Raw genomic sequence first — 11,643 nt, 5'->3', positions numbered from 1 at the left:
GTCCTGGGCGGCTCGCATGAGGTCGGGGGCCACGCCCATCGTGGCGTAGTGGCCGGCTCGGTCGGTGTCCGTGCGGACGAGCCGGGGCAGCCTTGCGTGCGGGGGCGGGCTTGCCGCCTCCGTTGCCCTGCTGGAGGGCGTCTGTCAGCTTGCGTACAACGGGCGCCTCGATCGTCGAGGACGCCGAACGGACGAATTCACCGAGTTCTTGGAGCTTGGCCATGACGACCTTGCTCTCCACCCCGAACTCCTTGGCGAGTTCGTATACCCGGACCTTAGCCACTTCGCTCCTTTTAGGTCCGGGTGCGTCCGGACCGTCGCTACTTCATGGGCGTACTCATCGCGTGCTCATCGAGTGCTCATCGCAATCTCGACCTACTTCCAACTCGCGGAATACCGGGCCGCACGGAGGTTCCGTACGACTCGCTCTTACGGTGTCGCCTGCTCGACGTAGAGGCGCAACGCCTTTGTGTCGAGCGCTCCCTGGGCACGCAGCGCCCGTGGGAACGCCCGGCGGCGGACCGCCAGGTCCAGACAGACCAGGGCGGGGTGCAGATACGCACCCCGGCCGGGCAGCGTACCGCGATGATCGGGGACGCATTCGCCCTCGACCGCCACGATGCGCAGCAGTTCCTTCTTGGCCGCTCGCTCCCGGCACCCCACACAGGTGCGTTCAGGGCATGCGCGGGCTCGCGTCCGGCCAGACACTGCTAAGTCTACCTCCCCGTACCGACCTCACCCCTTCGGGGGAAGAATCGAACGGTTGTTGTCGTGATCTAAGCCACTCGCGGCCGAGATCTATTCCCCGGCCTGGTCGGACGGCTGTTCGGTGTCGGGGCGGATGTCGATGCGCCACCCCGTCAGCCGGGCCGCAAGCCGGGCATTCTGCCCTTCCTTGCCGATCGCCAGGGACAGCTGGTAGTCCGGCACCGTCACGCGCGCGGAGCGGGCCGCGAGGTCCACCACCTCGACCTTGGAGACCCGCGCCGGGGAGAGCGCGTTGGCGACCATCTCGGCCGGGTCGTCCGACCAGTCGACGATGTCGATCTTCTCGCCGCTCAGCTCGCCCATCACCGCGCGCACCCGGCCGCCCATGGGGCCGATGCAGGCGCCCTTGGCGTTCAGGCCGCTGCGGGTGGAGCGGACGGCGATCTTCGTACGGTGGCCGGCCTCACGCGCGATGGCGGCGATCTCCACCGACCCGTCGGCGATCTCCGGCACCTCCATGGCGAACAGTTTCTTCACCAGATTGGGATGCGTACGGGACAGCGTCACGGACGGGCCGCGCACGCCCTTCGCCACCCGGACGACGTACGACCGAAGGCGCAGGCCGTGCGGGTACGTCTCGCCGGGGACCTGCTCCTGCACCGGCAGGATGGCCTCCAGCTTGCCGATGTCGACGAGCACGTTCTTCGGGTCGCGGCCCTGCTGGACCACGCCGGTGACGATGTCGCCCTCGCGGCCCGCGTACTCGCCGAGCGTCGCGTCGTCCTCGGCGTCGCGCAGCCGCTGCAGGATGACCTGCTTGGCGGTGGTGGCGGCGATACGGCCGAAGTCGGACGGGGTGTCGTCGAACTCGCGCGCCTCCTGCCCCTCCTCCAGGTCCTCGGGGTCCTCCTTCGCCCACACCGTCACGTGGCCGGTCTCCCGGTTGAGCTCCACGCGCGCGTGGTGGCGGCTTCCCTCGGTGCGGCGGTAGGCGATGAGGAGGGCCGACTCGATCGCCTCGACCAACAGGCTGAAGGAGATCTCCTTCTCCCGCACCAAGCCCCGCAGGGCACTCATGTCGATGTCCACGGCTACGCCTCCTCTGCGTTCTCTTCGTTGTCGTCGTTGTCGTCGTTGTCTTCGTTGTCGTCGTTCTTGTTCTTGCGGTTGAACTCGACCTGGACGCGGGCCTTGACGACCTCCGCGAAGGCGAGCCGCTTGGCGGTGGGCTTGCGCCCCTTCACGCCGGGCACCTCGACGTCGATGCCGTCGTCGTCCACGGCGATGATCCGGGCGACCAGCTCACCGCTCTCGACCAGCTGGAACTTCACCAGCCGGTCGGTGGCGCGTACGTAGTGACGGTGTTCGGTGAGCTCGCGCTCGGCACCGGGGGTCCCGACTTCCAGGGTGTACTCGCCCGCGCCCATCGCGTCGGTCTCGTCGAGCTTCGCCGAGAGCGCGCGGCTCACATCGGCGATCTGGTCCAGATCGGCGCCCGAGTCGGAGTCGACGACCACGCGCAGCACCCGCTTGCGTCCGACGGAATCCACCGCGACCTCTTCGAGATCGAGTCCCTGGGAGCCGACGAGCGGTTCCAGCAGTTCTCGCAGCCTCTCGCTCTGGGTCGTGCTCATCCGGGTGACTCCTCGGCCGCGTGTGCTGTTGTGGGTAGGGCGCGTGTCTCCACAAAGGGTATCCGGTCCCAGGGTGTGTTGCCGTCCACGTGTGCCTCCGGCGGCGGACCGGGCGCCTTTGAGCTCGGGTGGTTGACGTGGTCGGGCGAGCGCGGGTCGGTGGGGGCTTGTCGCGCAGTTCCTCGCGCCCCTTCGGTAGGTCCACGAGCCGGTGACATGAGTCGGGGGGATGCGCGGGTACCGTGATCACGGGCGTGCCGCCCTTCCCGTCTTTTCGCCCGCCTTTTCGTTCGTACGAGCCCCCCGAGGACGATCTGCCGTGCCGTTCCCCCCACCCTCGCGCACCCTCCTGGGACCGCGCAGAAGGAGCCTGCTCGCCTCCGCCGCCGGAGCCGCCCTCCTGGTGGGCTGCTCCACCGACGCCGACGACTCCGAGACCACGGGCGGCAGCGAGTCGGCCGCCGAACACGCACGCGCGCGTGCGGCCACCGACAGCGAGACCCTCCTCCAGCACTACGACGCGGCACTCACCGCGCACCCGACGCTGGCCGACCGCCTGGATCCGCTGCGGGCGGAGGTCGTACGACACGCGACGGCTTTCGGTGGCGGAAGCAGCGGTTCTACGGCCACTGCGTCGCCGTCGGCATCAGCGTCCGCGTCGGCCTCGCCGTCGGCCCCCGTACCCGCGACCGCGAGCGACGCCCTCGCCGGGCTGGCCGCCGCCGAGCGGAGTCTCGCCGACCGGCGGGCCAAGGCGCTGCTCGACCTGCCCGGCGAACTGGCCCGCCTGCTGGCCTCGGTGGCCGCCGCCGGGGCCGCGCACGCGTATCTGCTGACGGAGGGTGCCAAGTGAGCGAGGAGAAGGCCACGGAACTGACCGCGCTGCAGGCGACACTGGCCGCCGAGCACGCGGCGGTGTACGGCTACGGCGTGGTCGGCGGGCGTATCCGCGAGGGCCGGCGGACCGAGGCCAAGGCGGCCTACGACGCCCACCGCGCCCGGCGCGACGCGCTGGTACGCGAGGTCCGGGACCTGGGCGCCAAGCCCGTGGCCGCGTCCGCCGCGTACGCGCTGCCGTTCCCGGTGCCGGATTCGGCAGCCGCCGTACAACTCGCCGCGGAACTGGAGGACCGGGTGGCCGGGGTCTACTCCGACCTCGTGCGGGCGTCGACGGACGGGGTGCGCGCTACGGCAGCGGAGGCGTTGCGGGAAGCGGCGGTCCGCGCGGTGCGCTGGCGCGGCGGGAGCGTACCCTTCCCTGGTCTCGCCGAGCGGGCCGCGACCCCCACGGCCTCGGCGGCACCCACGGCGTGATCCGCACCGGGACGCAGGACGGCAGGACCGTAGGAAGGGAACAACTCGCGCATGGCTTTCGAACCGCCGCAGCGTCTGGTGAGGGCGCTCGGGGAGACGGCACCGAGCGGTGACGACTGGTTGGAGAAGCTGCCCGAGGTGGCCCGACAGGCCGTTGATCTACGCGAGTTGACCGTCGAGCGGGTGCAGGTGCCGGGTGGGCGCAGCAGCCTGGTCGTGCTTGTTCGGCGGGCCGATGGAACTCCGGCCGTACTGAAGCTGGCCCCGCACCGGGCTCGTCCCGAGAGCGAGCGGGCCGCGCTCGCGCGCTGGGGTGGCCTGGGTGCCGTGCAGCTCGTCGAGCCGTTCGGGGCCGAGGGTGTGCTGGTGCTGGAGCGGTTGCATCCGGATGTGTCGGTGCGGTCGTTGCCCGAGGCGAAGGCGTTGCTGGAGGCGGCGGGGACGTTGCGGCGGCTGTGGGTGGAGCCCCCGGGTGATCATGCGTTCGAGACCGTGGCCGAGCGGACGGGGCGGCAGGCGCGGGTTCTGCGCGGCAGTGGACCGGAGGTTGCCTCGTTGGTCTCGGCCGCGCTGGATGCTCGGGAGGAGTTGTTGGCCGCGCCGCCCGAGGTTCGGTTGCTGCATGGGACGTTTCGGCAGAGCAAGGTGTTGGCTGCCGAGCGGGTGCCGTGGCTTGCGGTGGGGCCGGATCCTGTCGTGGGTGAGTGTGCGTTCGATCTGGCTCGGTTGGTGCGGGATCGGGTGGAGGATCTGATCGCCACGCCTTCGGGGGCTTCGACAACTCGGCGGCGCGTTAAGCGACTTGCGGAGTCGTTGGATGTGGATCAGGAGCGGTTGCGGGGGTGGACGTTGTTCCGGGCGGTTGAGTCCGGAGTGCGGGCACTGCGCGTGGGGCGGCCTCGGGATGCCGAGTTGTTGCTGGAATTTGCTGGGTGGCTATAGGTCGTGTTCTGGGTGCGGGTGCGTGGGGGCTGGTCGCGCAGTTCCCCGCGCCCCTTCAGGGGCGCTCCAGTTGGCGTCAGTTTCTGGTCACCGTCAGTTTTAGGGCCAGGACCGGGCAGTCTGATGCTGCTCTGCGTGCCCGTTTTGCCGTGCGGGGCGGGATCGGAGTGCCGTCCACCAGCGGGTAGCCCCATTCGTCCAGGGTGATGTGGTCGGGGAGCAACTCCGCGCACAGGCCATGGCCTTGGCACGCCGTCCAGTCGATGTCGATTTTCTGGTCCATGGTCAGTGGGCCTCGTTCGGGATCGGGAGCAAGGGGGTGGGGGTCGTCGCTGTGCACAAGCCCCTTGCGTGGGCGTCCAGTTCGACCGCGAAGGTAGTAAGTGCGCTTCTGACCAGGCGGACTGTGCCGTCGGGGTGGTGGCAGGCGCCTCGGCCCTCCACCAGGCCCGACCAACGGGCCACGTCCTGGCGGGTGTTGGCCTGGGGGCCGGGGGTGGCCAGGGCCTGGAAGGCGGAGGCTATGCGCGGGAGGCCGTTGAGGCACGGGCCGCACTGGCCGGCCGATTGCAGGGCCAAGTAGCGGAGAATGCGGGCGGTTTCGGTTACGCCGCAGCGGTCTGCCGGGAGCGCGGCCAGGACGCCTGCTCCCAAGTCGCCTGCGTCGAGGGTGCGTTGGGCTGCTTCTGTGGTCGGGATCCAGATGCCGTGGTAGCCCCCTATCAGTACCGCGGATGTTCCGTGCAGGGGGAGCAGTCGGTTCAGGGGCAGGCCGAACGGGGCTTCCACGACCCGGACTTCGCGGTCCGGCACGTGCAGTGTGCACAGGGTGCTGCCCGGTTGGGTGGGGGTTCCTGCGGTGCGGAACCAGTCGGCACCGTAGCGGGCGACCAGGGCGAGGTGGGCCAGGGTTTCCACGTTCTGGATGAGGGTGGGGGCCCGGCGTACGCCGCGTTCACGGACCGGGGGGTGTTGGTGGCGGGGCAGCGGGGCGTTTCCGGAGACGTACTGCGCGAGCGCTGATGCCTGGCCGGACAGGAAGCGTTTGGGCAGGCGGACGACTCGTACGGGGAGGGGGTCGTCGCGTTGGGCCAGGGCCGATTCCAGGTAGGACGCACCGTCCTCCACGGCCAGGTGCACCTCCCCCGCGCCTACCGCCCGGGCCGCCAACTGCAGCCCGTCCAGGACCAGATGGGGCGACAGACGCAGGAGTGTCTTGTCCTTGCGGCTGGCCGGTTCGCCTTCCGCGCCATTCGCTACGACCACGGGTGCGCGGCCCGTGCGGCGGCTCGCGTCGGCCACCGCGACGAGTTTGCGGTACGTCGGGAACGCGGCGCCCCCGCGTCCGGTGAGGCCGGATTCGGCGACGGTTCTCAGGAGCGTGCCGGGATCTCCGTATGACAGTGGGCCGTAGCGGAGTTCGTGGATGGAGAGGTCGGCCGCGGTGCCGCCGGGGGCGAGGAGGCGGGGGGACATGTAGACGTCGGTGAAGGTCGTGGTCGTGGTCACGGTCGGGCTCCTTCGGCTGTGCGGAGCAGGGCGGCGGGGGTGCGGCGGGAGAGGCGGGCGGAGTGGGCCAGGCGGATGCCGAAGGCGGCGACCACGGCGGCCACGCAGGACACGGTCAGCCAGGTCATCCAGTCGGTACCGGTGTCCGTGCCGATGCCGATGCCGTGGATCAGGGCGACCGGCCAGGAGGCGTACGCCAGCCAGTGGAGCGCCCGCCAGGTGCGGTGTCCGATGCGTTCCCTCAGGAGGCTGGTGACCAGGACCGCGAGCATCAGGTCGAGGGCGACCGTGCCGAGGCCGAGCCAGAGCGGCTGGTAGTCGGAGACGAAGGGGACGACCGCGTCGAGGACGGTGATGTTCACGTAGCCGTCGATCACCGCCATCGCGATGTGCAGGGCCAGGAAGGCCGTCGCGGAGAGGGAGAGGGTGCGGTGCAGGTTCACCGTGCCGAAGCGGGGCAGCCCGGGGAGCCGGGTGCGCAGCCGGACCGCGATGCCGAGCAGGACCACGACCGTGAACAGGACGAGGCAGACGGCCCCGGTGGCGCGGTTGGCGTACCAGAGGATCTCGGAGCTCATACGGCGGCCGCCGGGGAGGTGGGCCAGCCCGGGGTCGTGACGACCGTGCCGTCCTGTGCCACCAGGCGCGCGGGGAGGCCCAGGCGCGTCAACCAGCGCTCCGCGCCCGCGCCCTTGACCAGGCACGCCGTGCTCGCCGCGTTGGCGTCGGCGCTCGTCGCGGCGGCGACCGAGACCGTGCGCCAGGGGCTGCGGACGGGGAGACCGGTGCGCGGGTCGACGATGTGGTGCAGCTCGTAGCCGCCCCGGCGCCAGCGGCGGGCGGCCGTGCCCGAGGTGGCGAGGCCGCCGGAGCGCAGGCCGATCGTGGCGTACGTGCCGTGCGCGGGCGTCTCGTCGACGGAGCCGGTGACGTCCTGGACGCGGATGTTCCAGCCGCCGGCCGGGGGCTCCCCCGCCACCGCCGTGTCGCCGCCGAGGCTCACCAGGACTCCGCAGCCGGCCACTTCGGCGAGCATCGCCGCTGCCTTGTCGGCGGCCCATGCCTTCGCCGTGGCGCCGAGGTCCAGGCGGACACCGGCCGGGACGGTGACCGTTCCCGTCGTACGGTCCAGGTCGATCGTGCGCCAGCCCGGGGCGCGCTTCACGGTGAGCCGGACCGGGCGGTCGTCCTCGCGGACGAGGGTGAAGTCGCGGTCGTAGCCGATGGCGTTCATGGCCGAGCCGACCGTCGGGTCGACCGCGCCGTCCGTCGCCTCGGCGGCGCGCAGGGCGACCGCCAGGGCCTCCGCGAGGAGTGGGCTGACGGTGACCGGGCGGCCCCACGAGGCGTCGAGCGCGGTCAGTTCGGAGTCGGTACGGAACCGGCTGCAGGCCGCGTCGACCTCGGCGAGGTGCCGGGCGAGGAGCAGGTTGCAGGAGTCCAGCAGGGCCGGGTCGGTGACGACCAGCCGGACGCTGGTCCCGAGGGCACGCCAGTCGGCGGCGGCTGTGGTGCGCAGGGTCGCTGTACTCATCACGACGCTCCCGACGTGGAGTCGGTCGAGCTGCCGGACGACGACGTCACGCCGGACGAGGACGACTGGAGGTCCGACGAGGACGAGGACGACGAAGGTGAGGAGGATGAGGACGACGAAGAGGTCGAACTGTCCGACGTGGACGAGGTGTTGGAAGTGGCGGACGGCGAGGGCGACGACGAACTGGTCGTGCCGGTGCTGCCCGCCGCCGTGTCCGCCTCCGCGTCCGACTGCATCGTGCCGACCAGGGCGAACACCCCGGCCGCCGCCGCCAGCGTGATCGCTGCCGTGGCCGCCGCGATGCGCCGCTTGCCTCTGCGGACCGCCGTAGCGGCCCCACGCTCCTTGACTGTCATGACCGTTCCCCTCCGCAGTGACGCTCTGTCACGTCCTACGGTCGGGGACCAGCCTGAGAGAAGTCTGTGAGGCGCCCATACGCCCCACAAGAACTCTCTGAGAGGAATCTTAAATTGCTTGAGGCTTCAACAAGCCCCACCTCATCGCCGCTTACGCGGTACTTGCCTACGCGGTACCTGCCTACGCGGTCAGGCGCGCGATCGCCTCGTCGACGGTCAGTTCCTCGCGCTCGCCGGTCCTGCGGTCCTTGAGTTCCAGGACACCCTCGGCGGAGCGGCGGCCCGCGACCAGGATCTTCGGTACGCCGATCAGCTCCGAGTCGGTGAACTTCACGCCCGGGGAGACCCCGGCGCGGTCGTCGACCAGGACGCGCAGGCCTGCCGCGCGCAGCTTCTCCGATACGTCGAGGGCGAGTTCGGTCTGCAGGGCCTTGCCGGCGGCGACGACGTGCACGTCGGCCGGGGCGACCTCGGCGGGCCAGCACAGGCCCTTGTCGTCGGCGGTCTGCTCGGCGAGGGCGGCGACCGCGCGGGAGACACCGATACCGTAGGAACCCATGGTCACGCGGACCGGCTTGCCGTGCCGGCCGAGGACGTCGAGCTTGAGGGCGTCGGCGTACTTGCGGCCGAGCTGGAAGATGTGGCCGATCTCGATGGCGCGGTCCAGCTTGAGGCCGGTGCCGCACTTGGGGCAGGGGTCGCCCTCCTGCACGACCACGACGTCGACGTACTCGCCGACCTCGAAGTCACGGCCCGCTACGACGTTCTTGGCGTGCGTGCCCTGCTTGTTGGCGCCCGTGATCCATGAAGTGCCGGGGGCCACACGCGGGTCGGCGATGTACGTGACCTTCTCGCCCAGACCCTGCGGACCGACGTATCCACGCACCAGGTCGGGACGGCCGGTGAAGTCCTCCGCCGTCACCAACTCGACTGCGGCGGGGGCGAAGTGGGCCTCGACCTTGCCCAGGTCGACCTCGCGGTCACCGGGGACTCCCACGGCCACGATCTCGCCGTCGACCTTGACGAGGAGGTTCTTCAGGGTCGCGGAGGCCTCGACGCCGAGGTGGGCGGCGAGGGTCTCGATGGTGGGGGTGTCGGGGGTCGGGATCTCTTCGAGCGCGGCGACGCCGTCGGCGTCCACGGACTTCAACTCGTATGTGATCGCTTCGGTGTTGGCGGCGAAGTCGCAGTTCGGGCAGTCCGCGAAGGTGTCCTCGCCGGCCTCGGCAGGGGCGAGGAACTCCTCCGACTTGGAGCCGCCCATCGCGCCCGCGGTGGCGGCGCAGATGCGGTAGTCGAGGCCCAGACGCGCGAAGACCTTCTGGTAGGCCTCGCGGTGCAGGGCGTACGACTTGGCGAGGCCCTCGTCCTCCGTGTCGAAGGAGTACGAGTCCTTCATCAGGAACTCGCGGCCACGGAGGATGCCGGCACGGGGGCGGGCCTCGTCGCGGTACTTGTTCTGGATCTGGTAGAGGATGACCGGCAGGTCCTTGTAGGAGGACGCCTGGTCCTTCACGATCAGCGTGAAGATCTCCTCGTGGGTGGGGCCGAGGAGGTAGTCGCCGCCCTTGCGGTCCTGGAGACGGAACAGCTCGGGGCCGTACTCCTCCCAGCGGCCGGTCGCCTCGTACGGCTCGCGGGGCAGGATCGCGGGGAGCAGCACCTCCTGGGCGCCGATCGCGTCCATCTCCTCACGCACGATCCGCTCGACGTTGGAGAGGACCTTCTTGCCCAGGGGCAGCCAGGACCAGATGCCGGCCGCGGTGCGGCGGACGTAGCCGGCCCGCACGAGCAGCTTGTGACTGAGGACCTCGGCGTCCGCCGGGTCGTCGCGCAGCGTCTTCGCCATCAACTGGGACATGCGCTGGACCGGTACGTTCGCCATGGTTCCTGTACTCCTGCCGGGAAAGGGTGATGGCTAGGAGGTTAGCCGGGCGTGCTGTGCCGGTGGAAATCGGTTAGCGGCGGCGCAGCGGGAGCGGGGCGCCCATGACGGCGTACGGCTTGGGGGCGCTGGGGAACACGACCTGGCTGGCGAGGTCCTCGTAGCCGAGGGAGCGGTAGAGGCCCCGGGCCGGGCTGTCGGTGTCGATCGCGGAGAGGATCGAGCGGGGTTCGGTGGCGGCGTCCGTGATGGTGGTGATCAGGGAACGGCCGGCACCGCGGTTCTGATAGTGCGGGTGGACGTGCAGCTCGGTGATCACGAAGGAGTGGTCGAGCCAGTCGTCGTGGTCGCGGGCTCGGAGGTAGGGCTCTACGACCGTGGACCACCAGTGGGTGCGGTTGTTGGGCATGCCGTAGACGAATCCGACGAGTCGGCCTTCGGTGGTGGCGCCCAGTGCTCTGGCTCCGGGGTAGGTCATGTGGCGAAGGACGATCTGGCGTCTTACCGCTACCTCGTCCGGGCCCAGGCCGAATGCGAGGGCTTGTACGGCCAGGGCTTCGTCCACGCGGGCGGAGAGGTCCAGGGGGCCGATCACGACGTCTTCGGGGTGGCGGTGACCGTGACCGGGAAATCGCATGTGGGGAGAGTACAGGGGGGTGACAGTTGTCTTTCGGGTGCGGGCCGCATGTGGCTGGTCGCGCCCACGCGGCGGAGCCGCACATGTCACAGCCCCGCGCCCCTGAAACGCTTCAGAACAGGACGCTCATGAAGGCGCCGACCTCTTGGAAGCCCACCCTCAAGTACGCCCTTCTCGCCGGTGTATTGAAGTCGTTCACGTAGAGGCTGACCTTGGGGGCCACGTCCGCCAGGGCGTAGCGCAGTACCGATGCCATCGCCGGGGCCGCCACGCCCATCCCCCGGTACTCGGGGGCCACCCAGACGCCCTGGATCTGGCAGGCCTTGGGTGTCGCCGCGCCGATCTCCGCCTTGAAGACGACCTTGCCGTACTCGTCGAGGCGGGCGAACGAGCGGCCGGAGCCCACGAGTTCGGCCACTCGGGCCTGGTAGAGGAGGCCGCCGTCGCCAGCCAGTGGGGAGACGCCCACCTCCTCGGTGAACATCGCGACGCACGCCGGCATGATCGTGTCCATCTCGTCCTTGCGGATACGGCGGACGTACGGGTCGGGGGCGATGTCGGTGGGCATGCGGTCGGCGACCATGAGGGGCTGGCGGGCGCGGACCTCGCGGGCCGGGCCCCAGCTCGGTTCGAGGAGGCGCCAGAGTTGGGCGGTGGCCTCGGCCGGGCCGACGATCGAGGAGCAGCGGCGGCCGGCCCGGCGGGCGCGGTCGGCGAAGGCGCGGACGGCTCTCGGGGTCGCGCAGATGGGGACGAGGTTGGCGCCCGCGTAGCAGAGGGACGTCAGCATGCCGTCCTCGTACCAGCCCCACATCTCGCCGCCGAGCCGCCACGGGTCCAGGCCCGCGACCTGTACCCGCGAGGTCACGAAGGCGTTCGTGACCGGCTCGCGGTCCAGTACGGCGAGCGCGGCATCCAGGTCGCTCGGTTCGAGCACCCGAGAGGTGGTCTGGGTCAACACGTACGGGGCCTCACCCTAAGGTCTGCTGATCTCCGCACTGTACCTGCGGAAGCTGAGCGGTGCCGTCTGTGTTGCCGCTTGGTTGTCAGTGGGGGTGGGTCAGGTCGCCGTCTCGTGGGGGGCGGGGAGCGCCGACCCCCCGCAACCCCAGCACAAGGCCGTC

15 protein-coding genes are annotated in these 11,643 nt (G+C 70.5%); 4 read left to right on the top strand and 11 right to left on the bottom strand.

Going from position 1 to position 11,643, the window contains the following annotated elements; genetic code table 11:
- The 4 genes from ACFWP5_RS49680 to rimP all read right to left on the bottom strand — a co-directional run.
- Positions 1–283, bottom strand: a 283-nt coding sequence (locus ACFWP5_RS49680) for a translation initiation factor IF-2 N-terminal domain-containing protein (RefSeq protein ID WP_384173142.1), incomplete at its 3' end; no start/stop codon positions are given.
- A 146-nt stretch (positions 284–429) separates the two neighbouring features.
- Entirely contained in the window at positions 430–708 is a 279-nt protein-coding gene (locus ACFWP5_RS49675) for a YlxR family protein (protein ID WP_384173139.1), read from the bottom strand.
- Between the two features lie 90 nt (positions 709–798).
- Positions 799–1,797, bottom strand: a complete 999-nt coding sequence (gene nusA / locus ACFWP5_RS49670) for a transcription termination factor NusA (RefSeq protein ID WP_384173136.1) — start codon at positions 1,795–1,797, stop codon at positions 799–801.
- Positions 1,798–1,799: 2 nt separating this feature from the next.
- Positions 1,800–2,342 carry a ribosome maturation factor RimP gene (rimP, locus tag ACFWP5_RS49665; protein WP_384173134.1) on the bottom strand — a complete coding sequence of 181 codons (543 nt, stop codon included), beginning with the start codon at positions 2,340–2,342 and terminating at the stop codon, positions 1,800–1,802.
- A 319-nt stretch (positions 2,343–2,661) separates the two neighbouring features.
- Between rimP and ACFWP5_RS49660 the strand changes: the two genes are divergently transcribed.
- Genes ACFWP5_RS49660 through ACFWP5_RS49650 form a run of 3 tightly spaced genes read left to right on the top strand, consistent with a single transcriptional unit; the run spans position 2,662 to position 4,598 of the window.
- Positions 2,662–3,195, top strand: a complete 534-nt coding sequence (locus ACFWP5_RS49660; protein ID WP_384173131.1) for a hypothetical protein — start codon at positions 2,662–2,664, stop codon at positions 3,193–3,195.
- Entirely contained in the window at positions 3,192–3,656 is a 465-nt protein-coding gene (locus tag ACFWP5_RS49655) for a ferritin-like domain-containing protein (protein WP_384173128.1), read from the top strand. Before ACFWP5_RS49660 ends, ACFWP5_RS49655 begins: the two co-directional genes overlap by 4 nt.
- 51 nt (positions 3,657–3,707) lie before the next feature.
- Complete coding sequence (locus ACFWP5_RS49650) at positions 3,708–4,598, top strand: aminoglycoside phosphotransferase family protein (protein WP_384173125.1); 891 nt, start codon at positions 3,708–3,710, stop codon at positions 4,596–4,598.
- A gap of 76 nt (positions 4,599–4,674) precedes the next feature.
- On the opposite strand, the gene ACFWP5_RS49645 is transcribed toward ACFWP5_RS49650, so the two are convergent.
- Genes ACFWP5_RS49645 through ACFWP5_RS49630 form a run of 4 tightly spaced genes read right to left on the bottom strand, consistent with a single transcriptional unit; the run spans position 4,675 to position 7,641 of the window.
- Entirely contained in the window at positions 4,675–4,881 is a 207-nt protein-coding gene (locus ACFWP5_RS49645) for a ferredoxin (RefSeq protein ID WP_384173122.1), read from the bottom strand.
- A gap of 2 nt (positions 4,882–4,883) precedes the next feature.
- A complete protein-coding gene (locus ACFWP5_RS49640; protein ID WP_384173120.1) occupies positions 4,884–6,107 on the bottom strand; it encodes an NADH-ubiquinone oxidoreductase-F iron-sulfur binding region domain-containing protein in 1,224 nt (407 codons plus the stop codon).
- The gene (locus ACFWP5_RS49635; protein ID WP_384173117.1) at positions 6,104–6,685 is read right to left on the bottom strand and encodes a ferric reductase-like transmembrane domain-containing protein; all 582 of its coding nucleotides are present in this window, start codon (positions 6,683–6,685) and stop codon (positions 6,104–6,106) included. The genes ACFWP5_RS49640 and ACFWP5_RS49635 overlap by 4 nt, the downstream gene beginning before the upstream one ends.
- A complete protein-coding gene (locus ACFWP5_RS49630; protein ID WP_384173114.1) occupies positions 6,682–7,641 on the bottom strand; it encodes an FAD:protein FMN transferase in 960 nt (319 codons plus the stop codon). Before ACFWP5_RS49630 ends, ACFWP5_RS49635 begins: the two co-directional genes overlap by 4 nt.
- Positions 7,642–7,656: 15 nt before the next feature.
- Between ACFWP5_RS49630 and ACFWP5_RS49625 the strand changes: the two genes are divergently transcribed.
- On the top strand, positions 7,657–8,067 hold the full coding sequence (locus ACFWP5_RS49625; protein WP_384173110.1) for a hypothetical protein: 411 nt from the start codon (positions 7,657–7,659) through the stop codon (positions 8,065–8,067).
- Between the two features lie 111 nt (positions 8,068–8,178).
- Here the strand turns inward: ACFWP5_RS49625 and ACFWP5_RS49620 are convergent, their stop codons facing one another.
- The 3 genes from ACFWP5_RS49620 to ACFWP5_RS49610 form a co-directional block, all read right to left on the bottom strand.
- On the bottom strand, positions 8,179–9,882 hold the full coding sequence (locus tag ACFWP5_RS49620; protein WP_384173107.1) for a proline--tRNA ligase: 1,704 nt from the start codon (positions 9,880–9,882) through the stop codon (positions 8,179–8,181).
- 73 nt (positions 9,883–9,955) lie between these two features.
- Entirely contained in the window at positions 9,956–10,519 is a 564-nt protein-coding gene (locus ACFWP5_RS49615; RefSeq protein WP_384173104.1) for a GNAT family N-acetyltransferase, read from the bottom strand.
- 112 nt (positions 10,520–10,631) lie between these two features.
- Positions 10,632–11,480, bottom strand: coding sequence for a GNAT family N-acetyltransferase (locus tag ACFWP5_RS49610; RefSeq protein ID WP_384173101.1), 849 nt, complete (start codon positions 11,478–11,480; stop codon positions 10,632–10,634).
- Positions 11,481–11,643: the final 163 nt, after the last annotated feature.

The organism is Streptomyces sp. NPDC058469 (assembly GCF_042721125.1).
GTDB lineage: Bacteria > Actinomycetota > Actinomycetes > Streptomycetales > Streptomycetaceae > Streptomyces.
This window is presented reverse-complemented; position numbering and strand designations above follow the sequence as displayed.

Coding starts and splice junctions, on each gene's coding strand:
- rimP (WP_384173134.1), bottom strand. CDS start 2,342: ATGAGCACGACCCAGAGCGAGAGGCTGCGAGAACTGCTGGAACCGCTC.
- ACFWP5_RS49650 (WP_384173125.1), top strand. CDS start 3,708: ATGGCTTTCGAACCGCCGCAGCGTCTGGTGAGGGCGCTCGGGGAGACG.
- ACFWP5_RS49645 (WP_384173122.1), bottom strand. CDS start 4,881: ATGGACCAGAAAATCGACATCGACTGGACGGCGTGCCAAGGCCATGGC.
- ACFWP5_RS49635 (WP_384173117.1), bottom strand. CDS start 6,685: ATGAGCTCCGAGATCCTCTGGTACGCCAACCGCGCCACCGGGGCCGTC.
- ACFWP5_RS49630 (WP_384173114.1), bottom strand. CDS start 7,641: ATGAGTACAGCGACCCTGCGCACCACAGCCGCCGCCGACTGGCGTGCC.
- ACFWP5_RS49620 (WP_384173107.1), bottom strand. CDS start 9,882: ATGGCGAACGTACCGGTCCAGCGCATGTCCCAGTTGATGGCGAAGACG.
- ACFWP5_RS49615 (WP_384173104.1), bottom strand. CDS start 10,519: ATGCGATTTCCCGGTCACGGTCACCGCCACCCCGAAGACGTCGTGATC.